18 protein-coding genes are annotated in these 18,723 nt (G+C 59.5%); 6 read left to right on the forward strand and 12 right to left on the reverse strand.

The features are described 5' to 3' along the window. The first annotated feature begins 36 nt into the window (after positions 1–36). Both FY528_RS17480 and FY528_RS17485 read left to right on the forward strand, forming a co-directional pair. Entirely contained in the window at positions 37–903 is an 867-nt protein-coding gene (locus FY528_RS17480; protein ID WP_149072315.1) for a methylated-DNA--[protein]-cysteine S-methyltransferase, read from the forward strand. Between the two features lie 35 nt (positions 904–938). Next, positions 939–1,493 carry a hypothetical protein gene (locus tag FY528_RS17485; RefSeq protein WP_149072316.1) on the forward strand — a complete coding sequence of 185 codons (555 nt, stop codon included), beginning with the start codon at positions 939–941 and terminating at the stop codon, positions 1,491–1,493. A gap of 195 nt (positions 1,494–1,688) precedes the next feature. Here FY528_RS17485 and FY528_RS17490 read toward each other — a convergent pair whose 3' ends face one another. Both FY528_RS17490 and FY528_RS17495 read right to left on the reverse strand, forming a co-directional pair. Further along, positions 1,689–2,357: a DUF4159 domain-containing protein gene (locus FY528_RS17490; RefSeq protein WP_149072317.1), complete on the reverse strand. Its 669-nt coding sequence runs from the start codon at positions 2,355–2,357 to the stop codon at positions 1,689–1,691. Positions 2,358–2,405: 48 nt separating this feature from the next. After that, a complete protein-coding gene (locus FY528_RS17495) occupies positions 2,406–3,113 on the reverse strand; it encodes a 16S rRNA (uracil(1498)-N(3))-methyltransferase (RefSeq protein ID WP_149072318.1) in 708 nt (235 codons plus the stop codon). Positions 3,114–3,191: 78 nt separating this feature from the next. Between FY528_RS17495 and FY528_RS17500 the strand changes: the two genes are divergently transcribed. After that, positions 3,192–3,590 carry a VOC family protein gene (locus tag FY528_RS17500; protein ID WP_149072319.1) on the forward strand — a complete coding sequence of 133 codons (399 nt, stop codon included), beginning with the start codon at positions 3,192–3,194 and terminating at the stop codon, positions 3,588–3,590. Positions 3,591–3,636: 46 nt separating this feature from the next. On the opposite strand, the gene FY528_RS17505 is transcribed toward FY528_RS17500, so the two are convergent. Next, on the reverse strand, positions 3,637–4,422 hold the full coding sequence (locus FY528_RS17505; protein ID WP_149072320.1) for a S1/P1 nuclease: 786 nt from the start codon (positions 4,420–4,422) through the stop codon (positions 3,637–3,639). 178 nt (positions 4,423–4,600) lie between these two features. Here FY528_RS17505 and FY528_RS17510 point away from each other — a divergent pair, with 178 nt between their 5' ends. After that, complete coding sequence (locus FY528_RS17510) at positions 4,601–5,740, forward strand: SDR family oxidoreductase (RefSeq protein ID WP_149072321.1); 1,140 nt, start codon at positions 4,601–4,603, stop codon at positions 5,738–5,740. Between the two features lie 85 nt (positions 5,741–5,825). On the opposite strand, the gene pckA is transcribed toward FY528_RS17510, so the two are convergent. After that, positions 5,826–7,445, reverse strand: a complete 1,620-nt coding sequence (gene pckA, locus FY528_RS17515; RefSeq protein WP_149072322.1) for a phosphoenolpyruvate carboxykinase (ATP) — start codon at positions 7,443–7,445, stop codon at positions 5,826–5,828. 250 nt (positions 7,446–7,695) lie between these two features. Between pckA and FY528_RS17520 the strand changes: the two genes are divergently transcribed. Beyond that, positions 7,696–9,120 (forward strand): peptide MFS transporter, encoded by a 1,425-nt coding sequence (locus tag FY528_RS17520; RefSeq protein WP_149072323.1) that lies wholly within the window; start codon positions 7,696–7,698, stop codon positions 9,118–9,120. 84 nt (positions 9,121–9,204) lie between these two features. Next, a complete protein-coding gene (locus tag FY528_RS17525; protein WP_149072324.1) occupies positions 9,205–9,450 on the forward strand; it encodes a hypothetical protein in 246 nt (81 codons plus the stop codon). A 117-nt stretch (positions 9,451–9,567) separates the two neighbouring features. Here FY528_RS17525 and groL read toward each other — a convergent pair whose 3' ends face one another. The 8 genes from groL to FY528_RS17565 all read right to left on the reverse strand — a co-directional run bounded on the left by groL (position 9,568) and on the right by FY528_RS17565 (position 18,586). Continuing rightward, the gene (groL, locus tag FY528_RS17530; RefSeq protein ID WP_149072325.1) at positions 9,568–11,214 is read right to left on the reverse strand and encodes a chaperonin GroEL; all 1,647 of its coding nucleotides are present in this window, start codon (positions 11,212–11,214) and stop codon (positions 9,568–9,570) included. Between the two features lie 50 nt (positions 11,215–11,264). Beyond that, positions 11,265–11,558: a co-chaperone GroES gene (locus FY528_RS17535; RefSeq protein ID WP_149072326.1), complete on the reverse strand. Its 294-nt coding sequence runs from the start codon at positions 11,556–11,558 to the stop codon at positions 11,265–11,267. Between the two features lie 258 nt (positions 11,559–11,816). Next, the gene (gene secG / locus FY528_RS17540; RefSeq protein WP_149072327.1) at positions 11,817–12,200 is read right to left on the reverse strand and encodes a preprotein translocase subunit SecG; all 384 of its coding nucleotides are present in this window, start codon (positions 12,198–12,200) and stop codon (positions 11,817–11,819) included. After that, positions 12,201–13,622 (reverse strand): DUF8458 domain-containing protein, encoded by a 1,422-nt coding sequence (locus tag FY528_RS17545; protein WP_149072328.1) that lies wholly within the window; start codon positions 13,620–13,622, stop codon positions 12,201–12,203. It abuts the gene before it with no gap. Between the two features lie 116 nt (positions 13,623–13,738). Next, complete coding sequence (locus FY528_RS17550; protein WP_149072329.1) at positions 13,739–14,269, reverse strand: LptE family protein; 531 nt, start codon at positions 14,267–14,269, stop codon at positions 13,739–13,741. Continuing rightward, positions 14,250–15,560, reverse strand: a complete 1,311-nt coding sequence (locus tag FY528_RS17555) for a sigma-54 interaction domain-containing protein (RefSeq protein ID WP_149072330.1) — start codon at positions 15,558–15,560, stop codon at positions 14,250–14,252. The genes FY528_RS17550 and FY528_RS17555 overlap by 20 nt, the downstream gene beginning before the upstream one ends. 139 nt (positions 15,561–15,699) lie before the next feature. Beyond that, the gene (gene miaB / locus FY528_RS17560; RefSeq protein ID WP_149072331.1) at positions 15,700–17,160 is read right to left on the reverse strand and encodes a tRNA (N6-isopentenyl adenosine(37)-C2)-methylthiotransferase MiaB; all 1,461 of its coding nucleotides are present in this window, start codon (positions 17,158–17,160) and stop codon (positions 15,700–15,702) included. 154 nt (positions 17,161–17,314) lie between these two features. Beyond that, positions 17,315–18,586 carry an anthranilate synthase component I family protein gene (locus FY528_RS17565; RefSeq protein ID WP_262384049.1) on the reverse strand — a complete coding sequence of 424 codons (1,272 nt, stop codon included), beginning with the start codon at positions 18,584–18,586 and terminating at the stop codon, positions 17,315–17,317. Positions 18,587–18,723: the final 137 nt, after the last annotated feature.

An 18,723-nucleotide genomic window follows, 5' to 3' on the forward strand; every position in this document is an offset into this window, starting at 1 on the left:
GGGCAGTAGCTTTAAGCTTACTTAAGCTTCCCTACCATGTCCGTTTCCACTGCTGCCACCGACTATCAGCGCATAGCCCAGGCCATTCAATTCCTGGAAGAAAACTTCCGGCGCCAGCCCAGCCTCGATGAAGTGGCGGAAGCCGTACACCTGAGCCCGTTTCACTTTCAGCGGCTGTTCAGCGAGTGGGCCGGCATCAGCCCCAAGCGCTTCGTGCAGTTCCTCACCGCCGATTTTCTGAAAACCCGCCTGGCTCAGGCCATGCCGTTGCCCGAAGCAACTGAGGAAGCCGGCCTTTCGGCCCCGTCGCGCCTGCACGACTTATTTGTGACCCTGGAAGCCGTGACGCCGCACGAGTTTCGTACGGGTGGCGCGGGCCTGCGCATCGGCTACGGCGTGCACGCTACGCCCTTTGGGCCGGCCTTGCTGGCCGCTACCAGCCGGGGCGTATGCGGCCTGCACTTGCTGGATGCTGAAGCCGATGCCATTGAAAACGCCTTGCGGGAAATGCGGAAAAACTGGCCTCAGGCGGAATTTGAGCCCGATGCGGCGCTGACGGCCCCTTTGGTGGCGCGGGCGTTTGCGCCGGTGGCGGGTCAGCCCCTGCACTTGCTCGTGCGCGGTACCAACTTCCAGGTGAAGGTATGGGAGGCGCTGCTGCGCGTGCCCAGCGGGCAGGTGGTCAGCTACCAGCACGTAGCACAGGCCATTGGCCAGCCCCGGGCGTTGCAGGCGGTGGGCTCGGCGGTGGGAGCTAACCCCGTAGCGGTCCTTATTCCCTGCCACCGCGTCATTCGGAAAGAAGGTGCGCTGGGCCAGTACCGCTGGGGCTGCGTCACGAAGAAGGCACTTATTGGCTGGGAAATGGCCCAGGCTGCTAGACAAACCGTCCAAGTTGCGTAGCTTACCCACCGTTCTACCTGCAACTGCGCTACGCCATGCCCGAAAAACTGCAAACTATCCTCTGGATTCTGGTAGCCCTGGGCGTGTTTATCTGGCGCATGATTCAGAAAGCCCGCGCCACTACCAGCCGGGAAAAGCAGGAACGCCGCTTTTCTCAGCCCGACAGCACGGGTAAGCCCCGACCCGTGGTTACAGCAGCCCCGGCAAAGTCTTTTGAAGAGCTGCTGCAGCAGATGATGACGGAAAACAAGGCCGCGCCTACTGCTTCCACCGCTACAACGCCAGCGGGCCGGGCATTGCCGCAGGAAAAGGCTAAGCCGGCGCGCTCTTTGGAAGCCACGCCACCTACCGCCCGCAGCCTGGAAACACCCGCGCCCAAGCGCAAAGCCCGCAGCCAGGAAGCTCCCGCCGCCCCTGCCCGCCGGGCCTCCGCGCTGCCCCGGGCGGCTGTGCAACACGGTCAGGAAGATTACTGGAGTCGGCAAGCTGCCCAAGCCCAAACGCCCGGCTCTGTTGCCGAGCAGCTGCAAAACCCGGCCAGCGTGCGGCAGGCGTTTATCCTGAGCGAGATTCTGCAGAGGCGGTTTTAAGGTCATGCGTGACGTGGCCAGGCAAGCCGCGCAAGGAACCTGCCTGAATAGAACCACGTCGTTTCTTTTGCCAGAAAGCCCCTAACGCCAGCACGGGCGGCAGGGGCTTTTCACTTCTTGGGGCTTGGTGTATTACCTAGCCGGTATTGCTTCCTTGCGGCCTTTTTAGGCCACCTGTGCGCAATGGTAACTGGCTTATTCCTGCGTCAGAGCATAGGTGACGAGGTTGGCGCCCATCTTTAGCGCGGCTTCGTGAATGGCAGGTGTGTCTTCGGGATAAGTACCGAGGTCTTCCCAGCCGTTGCCCAAGTCGCACTCGAAGGAGTAGAAGCACACCAGCCGGCCTTTATAGAGTAAGCCAAACCCTTGGGGCCGTTTGCCATCGTGTTCGTGCACTTTGGGCAGGCCGCGCGGAAACTGGAATTTCTGGTGGTAGATGGGGTGGGAGAAAGGCAGCTCCACGAATTCCAACTCGGGAAACACCTTCTTCATTTCGGGGCGGATAAACTTGTCGAGGCCGTAGTTGTCGTCGATGTGCAGGAAGCCGCCGCCCATGAGGTAGCGGCGCAGGTTACGCGCTTCCACGTCGGTAAAAGCCACGTTGCCGTGCCCGGTCATGTGCACAAACGGGTAGGTGAGCAGCTCCGGCGAGTCGAGCTCCACGGTAGCCTCATCGGGGGCAATGTTGGTTTTAAGCGTCTGGTTGCAGAAGCGGATGAGGTTGGGCAGGCTGGTTTTGTTGGCGTACCAGTCGCCCCCGCCGCCATAGTGCAACTTAGCCAGGCGGAAGCTGGGTGCCACGGGGGCGGCCGCCGTGAGCGACAAAAGCAACGGAAACAGCAACAAAAGCAGATTCTTACGCATAGAGAAGGAGAAGCCTGGTGGCAGCTCAAGTAAATTACAAAGTTTGCGCTACACTAATTCCCGGGCCACGTGCACGGTGTGCACGGCAGCCAGCGCGGCGGTTTCGGTGCGCAGACGCGAGCTGCCCAGGGTTACGGGCCGGATGCCTCGGGCAAAAGCCGCCGCAATTTCCTGCGGGGTAAAGTCACCTTCCGGACCGATCAGGATGCAGCAGCTGGCGCCGAAGGCTGCCACGCGAGCCAGCGGTATCCGTTCTCCCTCGTCGAGGTGGGCAATGAAGGTGGTAGCTGGTTCCACGGTGGGCAGAAAGCGGGCAAAGTCAGTTAGCTCGGAAAGTTGCGGTAGCCAGGCCTGCCCGCTCTGCTTGAGGGCGCTAACGGCAATTTTCTCCAAACGCTCCAGCTTCAGCTCCCGCCGCTCGGAGCGGGTACAGCGCAGAAACGTGAGCGTATCGACGCCTATCTCCGTGGCTTTTTCCACCAGCCACTCCATGCGGTCAAGGTTTTTGGTGGGAGCCACAGCTACGTGCACCTGGTAGGGACGGCGCGGTACTTGCTCCTCCCCGGTGATGCGCAGCTGGCAGCGCTTGGCATCGGCTACGGCTACTTCTGCCTGAAAAACGCCCCCGCGGCCGTTTACCAACACCACGGCGTCGCCCGGGGCTAAGCGTAACACGCGCACGGCGTGCTTGCTCTCGTCTTCGGGCAATGTGTAGGTAGGCAGGAAAAGGTCGGGGGCGAAAAAAGTGTGCGGCATACGGCAAAGCTACGCGTAATTGCGGGGCCCAAACGGCGCCTTGCTGCGCAGCGGGCCACCACTGCCTGCCCGCCACCAATGAACCTGAACCAGCTGACCGTTCCTTCCCGCAATCTGCCCGCTGCCGTGGCGTTTTACCAGCGCCTGGGCTTGCGCCTGATCGTGGATGCTCTGCCGCGCTACGCCCGCTTCGAATGCCCCGAGGGCGACGCCACCTTTTCCCTGCACCAAGTGGAAGAGCTGCCCCGGGGCAATGGTATCTGGGTGTACTTCGAGTGCGCCAACCTGGATGAGCAAGTGCAGCTGCTGCGGGCCGCGGGCGTGGAGTTCGAGACCTTGCCTACTGATCAGAACTGGCTGTGGCGCGAAGCCCGCCTGCAAGACCCCGATGGTCATCAGCTCATTTTCTACCACGCCGGCGAGAACCGCAAAAATCCACCGTGGCGCGTGGAGGGTATCATAAACGAAAACCCCTGAGCTGCGGATAGCCCAGGGGTTTGTGAAATAAGGAGCGGACGCACGCCTAGCCTAGGGTGTCGTTCAGCAGCTTGGCCAACCGGATGCCGGCCTGCTGAATCCGTACTTTCATCAACTCGGAGTGGGCCGGAAAATACTTGTAGTCGATATCCGTGCCCGTAGGGGCTTCCTTGTAGATCTGCTCACTGGCTTGGTACGACTCCCAGAACCACTGCTCCACGGTGGCCTTTTCCCACACCTGGGTAAGAGCCCGGGGCAGCTTGCAGTCATAGGCCTGGCTCATTTCGGTGTAGGTGAGGCCCTGGTAGTCAATCAGGCCACTGTCCCAGAGGCTGTGCAGGTTGGTGTCCTTGCCCCGGAATTTCACCTTGATGTCGTTACCGCCTTTGTCTTCGGCGTGGCCCGCGTGCAGGGGCTGGTGGGCGTCACCCACGAGGTGCACAATAAACTTCAGCGCCACGGCTTGCTCAGCGGGCGTTTTGGTTGGGTCTTTCACTTCCTTGAGCTTGGCCAACAGCACGTTGTAGGCGTTGGCCTGCTGCTGCCCGCGTAGCTCCGTCAGGTACTGCTCCTGGTTGAGGCCGGAGGCCGTATTGACGTAGTGCCAGGGCCCGGTTTCCTTGAACTCGGGGTAGAAGCGAATTTCGTCGGGGTAGGTGCTGACCAGCGTGAGGGTTTCCGTGCCCAGCAGGCGCTGCACGGCCTGGCGGGCTTTGGAAGTGAGGTGGCGCTCGGCAATGCGGCCTACGGCGCGGTGTCCATCAACGCCCCAGGCGTGCGAGGCGGCAGGAGCCAGCAGCCCGAAGGCCAGTGGCAGAAAACGTTTCAACATGAAAAATGACCAAAAAGAACGTGTCCGCAAAATACCCGTTTTTCGGCGGATGGCTGCATTTGGCGGGTACTAACATCTTAGGCGAAGAGGCTGCTCCATATTTTACACTCCCGGAACGTGGTAAGCATCGTATAGAAAACAGAACTATTCCCATTCATTGCTAAAAAGCTGTTTTCTGATGACTCCAAAACTGAAAAAATTACGCGACCAGGTTATCGTTATCACGGGGGCCTCGTCGGGCATTGGGCTGGTCACGGCGCGCATGGCGGCGCAAAAAGGGGCGCGGCTGGTGTTGGCCGCCCGCAGTGAAAATGCCCTGCGCGAACTGGTTGAAGAAATTGAAGACCACGGCGGCGAAGCGGCCTACGTAGTGGCCGATGTAAGCCGTCGGGAAGACATCCTGGCCATTGTGCAGGAGGCCGAGCAGCGCTTCGGTGGCTTCGACACTTGGATCAATAATGCTGGCGTAAGCATCTACGGCCGCCTCGACCAGATTCCCGAGGAAGATATGCGTCAACTCTTCGACGTGAACTTCTGGGGTTTGGTGAATGGCTCCCTGGAAGCGGCCCGCCACCTCAAGCACAAAGGCGGAGCCATCATCAACGTGGGCAGTATCCTGAGCGACATCACCGCTATTCTGCAAACCATCTACTCGGCCAGCAAGCACGCGGTAAAAGGCTTTACCGATGGCCTGCGCATGGAACTGGAGATGGAAGGCGCGCCCATTTCCGTAACTCTGATTCAGCCGGCGGCTATTGATACGCCCTATCCGGTGCATGCCAAGAACTTCATGGAGCGCGAGGCCAAACACGCCCCGCCCGCCTACGCTCCCGAAACCGTAGCCCGCGCTATCCTGCACAGCGCCACTACCTTCGAGCGTTCCGTCGTAGTCGGCGGCGGGGGCAAGGCCTTTATCGAAATGGAGCAGTGGACGCCGCGCCTGCTCGATAAGTTTATGGAAACGGCCTTCGTAAAGCAGGAAAAGGCCGACTACCCACCCCGGCCGCTAAGCCAGAACGCCCTCGACCAGCCCATGGGCGCGTTGGAAGAGCGCGGCAACTACCCCGGGCATACCCGCGAAAATAGCTACTATACCCAAGCCGTAACCACCAAAGTACCGGTGCTTAAAACCGCTTTGGCCGTAGGCGCGGGGCTGGCTTTGGTTTCCATTCTGGGCCGCGACAAAAAGGTAAACGGCCAGCAGAGCTCAAACGGCCAGCCCAACTCCGTGCCGAAAGCTCCGGCCCAAACCAGTAAACCGGAAGTTGACGTGCAGTTTCAGTACCCGCTGAACGATACTAGCCCAAGCGTACACTAAGGCTGCCTACCCCGTTCGATACCAAGTAAAAGCCCCCACTGCTACGGCAGTGGGGGCTTTTTAGTGCCTTAACCGGCAACGAGAATTAAACGGCAACGGCTACTTTCGGGGCACCGGCCAGAATCTCCTCGTTGGCGTATTCGGCGTATTTCTGGAAGTTGGCCACAAACTTATCGGCCAGGGAAGCGGCGGTCTTATCGTAGGCCTCCGTATCCGACCACGTATTGCGCGGGTCGAGAATGGTGCTGGGTACGTGCGGAACCGAAGTGGGCATTTCTACGCCAAACACCGGGTGCTTCACGAACTCTACCTCGCCCAAGTCGCCGTTGATGGCGGCCGTAATCATGGCGCGGGTGTAGGGCAGCTTCATGCGCGTGCCCGTGCCGTAGGAGCCACCCGTCCAGCCCGTGTTGATAAGCCATACGTTCACGTCGTGCTCCTCCATCTTCTTGCCCAGCATTTCGGCGTAGGTGGTGGGGTGCAGGGGCAGGAAAACCTGGCCGAAGCAGGCGGAGAAGGTCGTCTGGGGCTCGGTGATGCCCACCTCGGTACCAGCAACCTTAGCTGTGTAGCCGCTCATGAAGTGGTACATGGCGTGCGACTTATCCAGCTTGCTGATGGGAGGAAGCACGCCAAAGGCATCGGCCGTGAGGAAGAAGATATTCTTCGGTACACCGCCCACCGAGGGCTCCACGGCGTTATCAATGAAGTGAATAGGGTAGGCCGTGCGGGTGTTTTCCGTCACCGACTTGTTGGCGTAGTCCACTGTGCGGGTGCCGGGTACGAAGCGCGTGTTCTCCACGATGGAGCCAAAACGGATGGCATCCCAGATTTGCGGCTCCTTTTCCTTGCTCAGGTCAATAACTTTGGCGTAGCAGCCGCCTTCAAAGTTGAAGATGCCCGCCTGCCCGGGCATCCAGCCGTGCTCATCGTCGCCGATAAGGCCGCGGTTGGGGTCAGCGGAGAGGGTAGTTTTGCCCGTGCCGGAAAGGCCGAAGAAGATGGCCGTATCGCCCTGCTCCCCGATGTTGGCGGAGCAGTGCATGCTCAGCGTGTTTTTCTCGTGCGGCAGCAAGTAGTTCAGCACACCAAAGATGCCTTTCTTCATCTCACCGGCGTAGCCCGTGCCCCCAATCAGAATCATCTTCTTAGAGAAATTGATGATTGCGAAATTGGCTTGGCGGGTGCCATCTACTTCGGGGTCAGCTTCAAACCCCGGGGCGCAGATAATGCTGAAATCGGGCATCCAGCTGGTGTCGGCGCCTTCTTCGGGCCGCAGAAACATGTTGTAGCAAAACAGGTTGTGCCAGGCCAGCTCGTTTACGACGCGCAGTTTCAGCCGGTAATCGGGGTGGGCGCCGGCGTAGGCATCGCGCACAAACAGCTCTTTGTCGGCCAGATAGTGTACCATCTTGGCGTGCAGCTGGTCGAACTTGTCGGCAGCGAAGGGGATGTTGATGTCACCCCACCATACGCTGTCTTCCGTGCTGGCATCTTGTACCACGAAGCGGTCCTTGGGGGAGCGGCCCGTGAATTTGCCGGTGTCAGCCATCAGCGCACCGGTGTCGGTGAGGGTGCCTTCGCTGCGGCGTAGGGCCTGTTCTACCAACTCAGCGGGTGGGAGATTGAGGTGAACAGGACCGGTGGTCTGGGTGAATCCAAGCGGCTGAAGGCGAGTGGATACGTTGGCGGCAGAAGCTTGCATAGAGCCGAAAACGAAATAAGGGTGGGTGGGAAAAACTGGGGAATCGTGAGACAAAAATAGACAAAAACGCGACTCGATTGTGACATTTTACAAAAAAAGCGAATTTTCGCTTGTAGGTTTGCCAGCGAATCTGTCTATTCTAGCGAACAAGCCAACGCACAGAGCCAGTTGGGAAAGTTTTGTAGATTTACCAACCCCATTCGCCTTCGGGCGGGAAAACGGTTACTCTTCCACCTCTTACTTTCTTTTCATGCAAACAACCTCCGTTGTTCAGGAGCAACCCAGTACGCAACAGGGGCACCCGCCCGGGCTGTACCTACTGTTTCTCACCGAAATGTGGGAGCGGTTCAGCTACTACGGTATGCGCGGCCTGCTCATGCTTTATCTGTCCAAAACAGCACTGGAGGGTGGTTTGGGCATTCCGGCGGCCAGCGCTTCGCTGATTTATGGCTATTTCACCGGCTTTGTATACCTGACGCCTATCCTGGGCGGCTGGCTGGCTGATAAGTACATCGGCCAGCGCCGAGCTATCCTGATTGGGGGACTTACCATGGCGCTGGGGCAGTTCTTCCTGTTCATGCAGCCGGATCTTTCCCGCGAAGCAGCCTTCTTCGGGCTGCCATGGCCTACGGCTCTGGGGTTGCTGCTGCTTTGTGTGGGCAACGGCTTCTTTAAGCCCAACATCTCAACCATCGTAGGCAAGCTTTACCAGCAGGGTGACCCCCGGCGCGATGCTGCTTTCACCATTTTCTATATGGGCATCAATACGGGTGCCTTCATTGCCCCGCTGGTATGCGGCTACTTGGCCGAAGACTGGTTTGCCACTAAAACAGTGGTAGATGGCGTAGAGCAGGTAGCCAGCTACGGCTTCCGCTACGGCTTCCTGGCCGCAGGCATTGGCATGCTGCTCGGGCAGTTGCTCTTCAACCTGCTGGGCAAGCGCTACCTCGGCGACGTAGGCATGTACCCTGAAGGCCAGAACGATGACAAAACCATTGCCAAAACACCGCTGACCAAGGAGGAAACCGACCGCATGGCCGTTATCTTCATCATCACGCTGTTTGTGGTGTTCTTCTGGGCCGGGTTCGAGCAGGCTGGCTCCTCGCTCACCCTCTACACCGATAAGTATATCGACCGCGAAGTCTTCGGCTTCCTGATTCCGACATCCTGGTTCCAGTCGGTGAATGCGGGCTTCATTGTGCTGCTGGGCGCGCCGGTAGCGGCTCTATGGATCAACCTGAGCCGCAAGGGCAAGGACCTGAGCATCCCCGTGAAGATGGGCCTGGGCATGATTTTGCTGGGCGTGGGCTTCCTGTTCATGGTAGGCGCCGTGATGGAGCGTGGTGGCGACATAGCCGACCAAACCATCAAGGCTAGCATCTGGTGGCTGATTGCTACCTATTTCTTCCACACCGTTGGGGAGTTGTGCTTGTCGCCGGTGGGCCTGTCGATGGTGTCGCGCCTGTCGCCCCCCACGCTCACGTCCATGCTGATGGGCGTATGGTTCCTGGCTCCCTTCGTGGCGCAGATTGCCGGCGGCTACATTGCCAAGTACGTAGAGGAACTGGGCGCGCTTACGGTGTTCGGGCTGATTGCCGGCTTCGTTATCCTGGCCGGCCTGATTCTGGTCGCCATTGCCAAGAAGCTATTCCACATGATGCACGGCCGCGGTTAAGCAGTCAAGCACGAGAAGCAAAAAGCCCCGCCGGATGATCCGGCGGGGCTTTTTAATACAAGTTGTCTAAGTTCCCAATACCACATGTCAGACCGCCAGCATACAGCCCTGATTGTCCTCTGCAGCCTGGCCGCTTTGTGGGCCCTCCTCAGCCTGTTTGGCGTGCAGGTGAGCCTGAAATATGAAACCGGAGTAGATGGCTGCCTGTCTCAGGTATCCGGTCGCGACTTGTGCGCCCGCGCCATCCAGATGAAATGGGTAACGGGCGCACTAGTGGTTATCGTAATGCTGCTGATTGGGTTCAGCAATCAGCTTATCAAGAAAAAATAAGCTCTCATGTAAGCAAAAAAGCCCCGCTGGATTAATCCAGCGGGGCTTTTATAGCGGAGGAATTATCAGAACGAATCCGTTTTATCCGTCAAAACCATCCGTTCAACCTGCGGCTGATTACATCATGCCGCCCATGCCACCCATGCCGCCCATACCGGCAGCACCGGCACCAGCGCCACCTTTGTCGTCCTCGGGCTCATCCGAAATCACGCACTCCGTGGTCAGGAGCAGGCCAGCAATAGAAGCGGCGTTTTCCAGGGCCAGACGCGTTACCTTGGTGGGGTCGAGGATACCGGCCGCCATCAGGTTTTCGTAACGGTCTTCGCGGGCGTTGTAGCCGTAGTCGCCTTTGCCTTCGCGCACTTTCTGCACCACTACCGAGCCTTCGCCACCGGCGTTCTGCACGATGGTGCGCAGGGGAGCTTCGAGGGCCGTGCGGATGATGTTCACGCCGGTACGCTCGTCACCGTTCAGCGTATCAACGGCTTCCAGGGAATCGAGGGCACGCACCAGGGCTACGCCACCGCCGGGTACCACGCCTTCCTCAACGGCAGCGCGGGTAGCGTGCAGGGCATCGTCTACGCGGTCCTTTTTCTCTTTCATCTCTACTTCCGTAGAAGCACCGATGTAGAGAATAGCTACGCCGCCCGACAGCTTGGCCAGACGCTCCTGCAGCTTTTCTTTGTCGTAGTCCGAAGTGGTTTTCTCGATCTGAGCTTTGATCTCGTTGATGCGGGACGTAATACCATCTTTCTGGCCTTTGCCGTTCACGATGGTCGTGTTGTCCTTGTCAATGATGATTTTCTCGGCCTGACCCAGGTACTCCAGGGTAGCGCTTTCCAGCTTGTAGCCGCGCTCTTCGCTGATAACTGTACCGCCCGTGAGAACCGCAATGTCTTCGAGCATGGCCTTACGACGGTCGCCGAAGCCGGGCGCTTTAACAGCAGCAATTTTCAGCGAGCCACGCAGCTTGTTTACTACCAGCGTCGCCAGGGCCTCGCCGTCCACATCTTCGGAGATGATAACCAGGGGCTTGCCGGTTTGCACTACCTGCTCCAGCACGGGCAGGAGCTCCTTCATCGTGCTTACTTTCTTGTCGTAGATGAGGATGTAAGGAGCATCCAGCTCAACTTCCATCTTCTCGGCGTTGGTCACGAAGTAAGGCGACAGGTAGCCGCGGTCGAACTGCATGCCTTCTACCGTTTTTACCTCGGTTTCGGTGCCACGCGCTTCTTCTACCGTGATAACGCCTTCTTTGCCTACTTTATCCATGGCATCGGCAATCATCTGGCCGATTTCCATGTCGTTGTTGGCCGAAATAGCGCCTACCTGGGCAATTTCCGACGAGTTTTCAATTTTCTTGGACTGAGCGCGCAGGTTGGCTACCACGGCCTGTACGGCCTTGTCGATGCCGCGCTTCAGGTCCATGGGGTTGGCACCAGCGGCCACGTTCTTCGAGCCGGCCGTGTAGATGGCCTGGGCCAGTACGGTAGCCGTCGTGGTGCCGTCACCGGCCTGGTCGGCGGTTTTGCTGGCTACTTCCTTCACCAGCTGGGCGCCCATGTTCTCAATCGGGTCCTTCAGCTCGATTTCCTTGGCTACGGTTACGCCGTCCTTGGTAATGCTGGGAGCACCAAATTTCTTGTCAATAACCACGTTGCGGCCTTTGGGGCCCAGGGTTACTTTCACGGCATTGGCCAACTTGTCTACGCCACGCTTGAGTTTGTCGCGGCCGTCGGTATCGAATTGGATGTTCTTCGCCATCAGTTATTCAGATGTTTGGGGTTCGTGGAAAAAGATGAGGGAAAGGAGACTTACAATACAATGAAGATGTCCTTCTCTTGCATGATGAGATAATCAGTCCCATCAATAGTGATTTCAGTACCAGCATATTTGCCATAGAGTACTTGGTCACCAACTTTCACACGGGGAGCAATCAGTGTTCCTGTAAGTTCGGCATACTTGCCTTCGCCTACGGCTACTACCTCGCCACGCTGGGGTTTCTCCTTTGCCGTATCAGGGATGATGATACCCGACTTAGTTTTTTCCTCAGCGGCGGCAGGTTTAACAAGAACCCGGTCAGCTTGCGGTTTACTGCTGATTGACATATGGTACGTTTTGGTTAAAAAGGTTACTTGAAACTAGGTGGTGCCCGCTGCCCAACACTTCTTATGCCAGCCCCGGGAAACCTGACAGAATGAACACTGAAACCGCATTCTTGACGGAAACTTACACCAATGCCTGTCAGAGTGGTGGCAGACTCTGCCACGGAAGGGGCCTAAAAACAAACATCCGGTGGCTCCCCTGGGGAACCACCGGATGGTATATTGTAGCTGCTGCGGCCACGAAAACAGGCCGCGGTCTGGTTACTCTGCGACCGGGGCGGGCGCTGGAGCGGGCGTAGTGGCGGGTGCCGGGGCCGGCGTGGCCGAGGGAGCCGGAGCCGTAGGGGCTGGGGTAGCGGGTACGCGGGTTTCGAGGGCGCGCTGCTGGTTCACGCTGCGAACCGGCGCGGCGGCCGACTCCCCATTCACCATGTGGGTGCCCAGTGAAAGTACGATCAGGCCAATGGCAAAGCCCCAGGTGAGGCGCTCCAACAGGTCGCCGGTGCGCTTTACGCCCATCAGCTGGGCCGTGCCGCCCGCGCCGAACTGGCTGGAGAGGCCGCCGCCTTTGGGGTTCTGGGCCAGCACCACCAGGGCCAGCAACAAGCACACAAAAATAATCAGGCTGATCAGGGCAATGTACATCTACTGCGAGAGTTTCAGGTGTTGAATTTGGTCGGCAAAGTACGCCTTTTTTTCCGGCTGGCGCACCATCAGCCGCTCGTATATTTCAATGGCCTTGGCCACTTTTCCCTGCCGCACCATGATTTTAGCCAAGCTTTCGGAGGCCAGTTCGGGCACGCTGCTGGTGCTGCGTACCGATAGGTCAGCCTGTTCATCGGTAGGACCCGGTAGGGTGGCCGGGCTTTTCAGCCGGGGCTTATTTTTCAGGAAGCGGTTGATCAGGTCGATGGAGGTGGGCAGGGGCGCCGGCTTATAAGCCTCAAGGTGAGCCAGCAACAGGGCGTCGGGCTCGAAGAAGGCTTCGAGTGGCAAGGGCAGCATGCCAGCCTCGCCGGCCTCCAGGGCGTAGCCCAGTCGGCTGCTGCTCCCTAGGCCGTAGCCAATAGAGGGGTCGGCGTAGAAGGGCGGCGTTTTCTGGCGGGCGGCATCATCGACCTCGGGCAATTCGTACAGAACGGGAACCGCCACGGAATCCGGCTCTTCAAAGCCATACTCAAAACGCGAAAACCCGGCATCGGCGGGGGCACGGATGGGCGGAGCTACTGCGGGTAAATCGTCGGGCAAGGCAACGATGGTAACCGCTTCGGGCTGATCGGCTGGCTCCGCTATGACTTCCTCCTCCGAAGTAGGCGCCGGCAGGAGTACGGGAGTTTCTTCTACAATCGCCGCCTCAGCTTCCACCTCCAAGCTAGCGTCCTCAGTATTCTCCTCTTGCGCTACCCGCTCCACGGGCAACTCTGCGGGATGGGAATCAGCATTGGCGGCTGCCGTGGTTGTCGGTACAAGGTTTTCAGCATCCTCCGCAAGCAGCGCTTCTTCCAGGGGTTCGGAGGCTAAAGCATCTTTTGCTGGGAACTCGGCTTCCGCAACTGTTTCCGACCAGTCGGTGGCCACAACTGAGTCAGTGTGAAAACTAGGTTCTGGGCCTGCGTTAGCCTCTTCTGTAACCGTGGCCGATGGCTGCTCTGCAGCAGCCTCCAGCAGCGGGGCCGGTAAATCAGGGTTGGATTCCTCGCTTGCCAGTGCAGCCAACGATTCGGATGCGTTGGTTTCGGGCGTTGGCGGTAAGTCAACCTCGACGGGTGCCGATACGCCGGCCTCAGCAGCTGCCGGGACAAGGTGGGTTGGTGAATCGACCAGCAGCGCCGCGGGCGAGGTTTCAATCAGCCGGCGCAGCAACTCCCGGTCGGCGGCGTAGGTGGCCGCGTGGCGCAGGCGCTGGCTGGCCAGCATGCTGCCCTGGTCGTGCGCGGCTTTGGCCAGCAGCAGGTGGGCCGTCTGGCAATAGGGGAAAGCGGCCGCCAACTGCTCCAGCTCGCGCACTTCGGCCTGCGAAATATGCGTCACGTGATGAAGAATGTGTAGCAGCGACGCGCGGGTCATGAGCAGGAGAAATAACGGCCGAAAGGCCCGGTAGGCTTGGTAGTGAAGGAAGAGGCCGCCGCTGGCGGGGCGCAACAATACGGGATTTTAGCCACTAAATCATTGCCCGCCACAACTTACCAGTTGGCTACCGACTTGTTAAAGGCATCATTGATAATGCGCCGGTTGATTTCGCGGATCTTTGTCTGGTTAGCACTGATCTGCGAGGCGTCCTGGGTGCCGGGGAAGTCTTCGTAGCTCTGAAAGGTTTGCTCGAAGTCCTGCTTGGGGTCCAGGGTATTCGTGAATTTCACCCGCACCTGAATGGTGAGCCGGTTAATGCCCGCCTGGTCGCGGCCACCCTGGTTTTCGATGGCCGCCGGGGCCAGGTCGTAGGCAATAATGGCGCCTTCAAACTGCAGGTCGCCATCACGCGGAACCAGCTTGAGCGTGGTGTTGCGCTGGAAAAAGTCTTTGAAGTCCTCGGTGAATTGCTGAGAAAGCGCCGATGGGCCGTTAGGGGCGTTGTTGGGGAAGGTCTGGATGGACATCGTTTTGGCGGCGCCCGTGTTGGTACCCGTAAACGAGTAAATACCGCAGCCCGTGAGGGTGGCCGCCAGCACCAGCAGGCAGAGGGCGAGCAGCCGCTTATAGTTGTTCCAGATCATATTGCTTGAGCTTGCGGTACAGGGTGCGCTCGGAAATACCCAAGTCGTGAGCCGCGTACTTGCGCTTGTTGTTGTGCTTGCGTAACGCTTTAATAATCATTTCCTTTTCCTTAGCCTCCAGCGAAAGAGTTTCCTCTTCCGTTTCGTGCGAAATATCTTCCACGGGCTGTCCTTCCTCCTCGTACTCGATAGGCTCGGCCACGGAGGGCGTGAGGATGTACTCGGAGGCACTGCCTTCGGGGGCCGGGCGCAGAGGCCGGCCAGCCTCGTAGGGCACCGCGTTCAAGTTGCTGAACAAGTGACTGTTCTGGCGCAGCAATTCCTGAGTATCCTGGGGGCGTTGGCCGGCGGCCAGGTCCAGCACCAGCCGCTTTAGGTCGGTCATGTCGCGGCGCATATCAAACAGCACCTTGTAGAGTAAGTCGCGCTCCGAATAGGCGTTGCCGGCGCCATCGGTGGCCTGCCCGGCGGCGTGGGCCAGCATGGGCAGGCGGCTGCTTTGGTCGGCAGGCAGGTAGGTGCGCAGGCGGCGGGCATCCACCTCGCGGTCGGTTTCCAGCACCGACATCTGCTCGGCCACGTTCTTGAGTTGGCGGATGTTGCCGGGAAAGCGGAACCGCTGCAGCTCCTGCACCGCCTCGGAGTTGAGGCTGATAGGCTTTACGCGGTAGCGGTCGGCAAAATCTGTGGCAAACTTTCTGAATAGTAGGTAAATATCATCGCCACGTTCACGCAGGGGTGGAACCGTAATCGGCACCGTGTTAAGTCGGTAGTACAGGTCCTCGCGGAAGCGGCCTTCGCGCACGGCGTCCAGCAGATTCACGTTCGTGGCAGCTACTACGCGCACGTCCGTCTTCTGTACTTTAGACGAGCCTACCCGAATAAACTCCCCGTTTTCCAGCACGCGCAGCAGGCGGGCCTGGGTACCCAGGGGCATTTCCCCAATCTCATCGAGGAAAATGGTGCCGCCGTTGGTTACCTCGAAGTAGCCTTTGCGGGCTTCCTGCGCGCCGGTAAAGGAGCCTTTTTCGTGCCCGAATAGCTCCGAGTCGATGGTGCCTTCGGGAATGGCGCCGCAGTTGATGGCAATGAACTGCCCGTGCTTGCGCGGCGACAGGGCGTGAATAATCTTGGAAAACGACTCCTTACCGGAACCACTTTCGCCCGTAATCAGCACCGTCATGTCGGTAGGAGCCACCTGCGCCGCCACCTGAATGGCGTAGTTCAGCGTAGGCGCGTTGCCGATGATGCCGAAGCGTTGTTTGATACTCTGTATTTCGGAAGGTGTCAAGTCGGGGTAGGTTTTCGTGGGGTAGACGAAAATCGCAGCGGTTTATTTTGCAGCATCCACAAAGAATGCCGCCAGCTTAGGCACAGCGAAGCACCTTTGGTGGAATGGTACGAGGCGCTCCGCGCAGGCTAGCCGTTTGTTAAATGATTTCCCCCAGGAGGGCCGCGCCAGTCGTGCTAGTCACTAGTACGTTTACGTAGTCGCCTTTTTGGGCGGTGCCTTTGGGAAAGATAACCACCTGGTTCTGGCTGTTACGGCCGCTGAGCTGATCTTCGGAGCGCTTGGAGCGGCCTTCTACCAGTACCCGGTGCACGCGCCCTACCATGCGGGCGTAGCGGGCCCGGGCGTGCAGCTGCTGGCGGTCAATAACCTCCTGCAGACGACGCTTTTTCACGTCCAGGGGAATGTCATCTTCCAGCTTGCGGGCCGCCAAGGTGCCGGGCCGCTCCGAGTAGAAGAAATTGTAGCCCATGTCGTACTGCACGAAGTCAATGAGGCTCAGCGTGTCCTGGTGCTCCTCCTCGGTTTCGGAGCAGAAGCCCGAAATCATGTCGGTGCTGATGGCGCAGTCCTCGCCCAGAATGCGGCGGATGGCCTGCACCCGCTCCTCGTACCAGGGCCGGTCGTAAGTGCGGTTCATGAGCGCCAGCACGCGGGAGTTGCCGCTTTGAGCCGGCAGGTGAATGTACTTGCAGATGTTTTCGTGGCGGGCCATGGTGTGCAGCACCTCGTCCGTAATATCCTTTGGGTGCGAGGTAGAGAAGCGCACCCGCAGCTCGGGGCTGATGAGGGCCACGCGCTCCAGCAACTGAGCGAAGTTCACGTGCTCGGTGCCGTCGGCGCTGGCCCACTTGTAGGAGTCCACGTTCTGGCCCAGTAGGGTTACTTCCTTGTAGCCCTGGGCCACCAGGTCGCGGGCTTCCTGCACAATGCTATGCGCGTCGCGGCTCCGCTCCCGGCCGCGGGTGAAGGGCACCACGCAGAAGGAGCACATGTTGTCGCAACCCCGCATGATGCTGATAAAAGCCGTGATGCCGTTGGAGTTCAGGCGTACGGGGGTGATATCGGCGTAGGTTTCCTCGCGGCTCAGCAGCACGTTCACGGCTTTCTGGCCACCATCTACCTGCTGAATCAGCTGGGGCAGGTCGCGGTAGGCGTCGGGGCCCACTACCAGGTCTACCAGTTTTTCTTCTTCCAGAAACTTGCTTTTCAGGCGCTCGGCCATGCAGCCCAGCACACCTACCAACATACCCGGGCTGCGCTTCTTGTAGCTGTTGATCTGGGAAAGGCGCATGCGCACCGTCTGCTCGGCCTTTTCCCGGATAGAGCACGTGTTAAGCAATACTAGGTCAGCACCTTCCAGCTCCTCGGTGGTATCAAAGCCCTGCTCAAAAAGAATGCTGGATACGATTTCGGAATCCGAGAAATTCATCTGGCAGCCGTAGCTCTCGATGTAGAGCTTGCGGGTACGGCCGGTGCGGGTTGTCGGGTTTACGCGCACGGCACCCGAGGGCTCGTGCGCGTGCGTGGTGGCCTCCACCGTGGGCGTGGGGAGGGTAGGCGTATCGAGGAAGTCTAAGGTAATCAGCGGTTGGGACATAGAAAATGCCTCGGAGGCGTCGGCTTCACAGTTCGGGGAAAGACAAAGGTAACGGTTATAGGTCTAAAATGACAGAATGGCAGAAAGCAATGCGAGAGTAAGTACAGGAGTGGGCAAGGAAGGTGTTAGCACCTGAAACCACGCATTCACGCACTTACTCGCTCACCGTGGCGCCCAGCACTTCCAGCACGGCCCGCGCCTTGAGCAGGCACTCCTCGTACTCGCGCTCCGCTACCGAATCGTAGGTAATAGCCGAGCCCACCTGCAGGCTCAGGTAGCCGGTGTCCTGCCGGTACTGCAGGCTGCGGATAACCACGTTAAAGTCAAAGTCGCCGGAGGGCCACACGTAGCCGATGCTGCCGCTGTAGAGGCCGCGCCGGGTGCGCTCATACTGCTCAATCAGCTGCATGGCCCGAATTTTTGGCGCCCCCGTCATCGAGCCCATGGGAAAAGATGCCCGCAGCACGTCCACCATACCCACGTCGGGGCGCAGCGCAGCCTGCACGGTCGAAATCATCTGCCAGACCTGGCGGAAGGGGTAGAGGCCAAACAGCTCGGGCACCTGCACAGTACCCGTTTGAGCTACGCGGGCGAGGTCGTTGCGGACCAAGTCCACAATCATCAGGTTTTCGGCGCGCTCCTTCTCGTCGTGCAGCAGGCGCAGGCGCTGCTGCTCGTCCTCGGCCGCCGTGGTACCCCGCCGGATGGTGCCCTTGATGGGTTGCGAAAGGATGGTGGCGCCGCGGCGGGCCAGAAACCGCTCCGGCGAGGCGCACAGCAGGTAGTGGTGCCGGTGGCGAAAAAAACCTGCGAAGGGGGCGGGAGACGCGGCCTGCAAGCGCAGAAACACCTCGACGGGGTCTAGCACAACGGCCTCGGCGTACAACTCCTGGCAAAGATTCAATTCGTACACTTCCCCGTTGAGGATGTCTTCGCGCACGGCCTCTACGGTTCGCAGGTAGTCGGCTTTGGGCAGGCGGGCGCGTAGCAACGGTACCCGGACGGGTGGCACGGCTGGCACAGGAGTAGCTAGAATAGCGTCCAGCACGCCGGCCGTGTGCCCGTGGATTTCTACCCGCTCACCGTCCCAACGCAGCCAGGTTTGGGGCCGGAAGAAGTGCAGCACTGGCCAGTCCAGGCCCGAGAAGTTGGCGCTGGTCAGCTGCTCTATCTCGTTCTTTACCTCATAGGTCAGGAACCCAAAGCCGGGCGCGGCGCCTTCCCGCTGCTGCCAACTGCGCAACTCCGCCAAAGTGCGCGGGGCATCGGGCGCTTCGGCGGCAACCCCCAGCAGCTGCTCAAACGGCCCGGCCGGATAGCTCAGCCGATTGGGCTCAAAATAGGCGCAGTGGGCAAAGCCAGCGGCCCAGCGCAGGGCGCGGGCGGTAAAGTCGAACGGGAGGGAGGCAAGTGGAAAGGAAAGCACAGCGCAAAAGTACGGGGGCGGCGCGAGGCGGCGAAGGCGGCGCGGTACCGGGTGGCCGCTGGGGCGGCCGCCAGTCGGGAGACTGGCTTCTATTCGCCGGCGGGCAGACGCACCCGCTGCGCGGACTAAATCTGCAG

This window comes from Hymenobacter lutimineralis, assembly GCF_008271285.1.
Lineage (GTDB): Bacteria > Bacteroidota > Bacteroidia > Cytophagales > Hymenobacteraceae > Hymenobacter > Hymenobacter lutimineralis.

What these genes read in the sequence shown, in the direction of transcription:
- FY528_RS17505 (WP_149072320.1), bottom strand. Translation starts at nt 4,422, where the DNA reads ATGTTGAAACGTTTTCTGCCACTGGCCTTCGGGCTGCTGGCTCCTGCC.
- FY528_RS17495 (WP_149072318.1), bottom strand. Translation starts at nt 3,113, where the DNA reads ATGCCGCACACTTTTTTCGCCCCCGACCTTTTCCTGCCTACCTACACA.
- secG (WP_149072327.1), bottom strand. Translation starts at nt 12,200, where the DNA reads ATGTACATTGCCCTGATCAGCCTGATTATTTTTGTGTGCTTGTTGCTG.
- FY528_RS17485 (WP_149072316.1), top strand. Translation starts at nt 939, where the DNA reads ATGCCCGAAAAACTGCAAACTATCCTCTGGATTCTGGTAGCCCTGGGC.
- pckA (WP_149072322.1), bottom strand. Translation starts at nt 7,445, where the DNA reads ATGCAAGCTTCTGCCGCCAACGTATCCACTCGCCTTCAGCCGCTTGGA.
- FY528_RS17545 (WP_149072328.1), bottom strand. Translation starts at nt 13,622, where the DNA reads ATGACCCGCGCGTCGCTGCTACACATTCTTCATCACGTGACGCATATT.
- FY528_RS17550 (WP_149072329.1), bottom strand. Translation starts at nt 14,269, where the DNA reads ATGATCTGGAACAACTATAAGCGGCTGCTCGCCCTCTGCCTGCTGGTG.
- FY528_RS17525 (WP_149072324.1), top strand. Translation starts at nt 9,205, where the DNA reads ATGTCAGACCGCCAGCATACAGCCCTGATTGTCCTCTGCAGCCTGGCC.
- FY528_RS17520 (WP_149072323.1), top strand. Translation starts at nt 7,696, where the DNA reads ATGCAAACAACCTCCGTTGTTCAGGAGCAACCCAGTACGCAACAGGGG.
- FY528_RS17510 (WP_149072321.1), top strand. Translation starts at nt 4,601, where the DNA reads ATGACTCCAAAACTGAAAAAATTACGCGACCAGGTTATCGTTATCACG.
- miaB (WP_149072331.1), bottom strand. Translation starts at nt 17,160, where the DNA reads ATGTCCCAACCGCTGATTACCTTAGACTTCCTCGATACGCCTACCCTC.
- FY528_RS17490 (WP_149072317.1), bottom strand. Translation starts at nt 2,357, where the DNA reads ATGCGTAAGAATCTGCTTTTGTTGCTGTTTCCGTTGCTTTTGTCGCTC.
- FY528_RS17480 (WP_149072315.1), top strand. Translation starts at nt 37, where the DNA reads ATGTCCGTTTCCACTGCTGCCACCGACTATCAGCGCATAGCCCAGGCC.
- FY528_RS17535 (WP_149072326.1), bottom strand. Translation starts at nt 11,558, where the DNA reads ATGTCAATCAGCAGTAAACCGCAAGCTGACCGGGTTCTTGTTAAACCT.
- FY528_RS17500 (WP_149072319.1), top strand. Translation starts at nt 3,192, where the DNA reads ATGAACCTGAACCAGCTGACCGTTCCTTCCCGCAATCTGCCCGCTGCC.
- groL (WP_149072325.1), bottom strand. Translation starts at nt 11,214, where the DNA reads ATGGCGAAGAACATCCAATTCGATACCGACGGCCGCGACAAACTCAAG.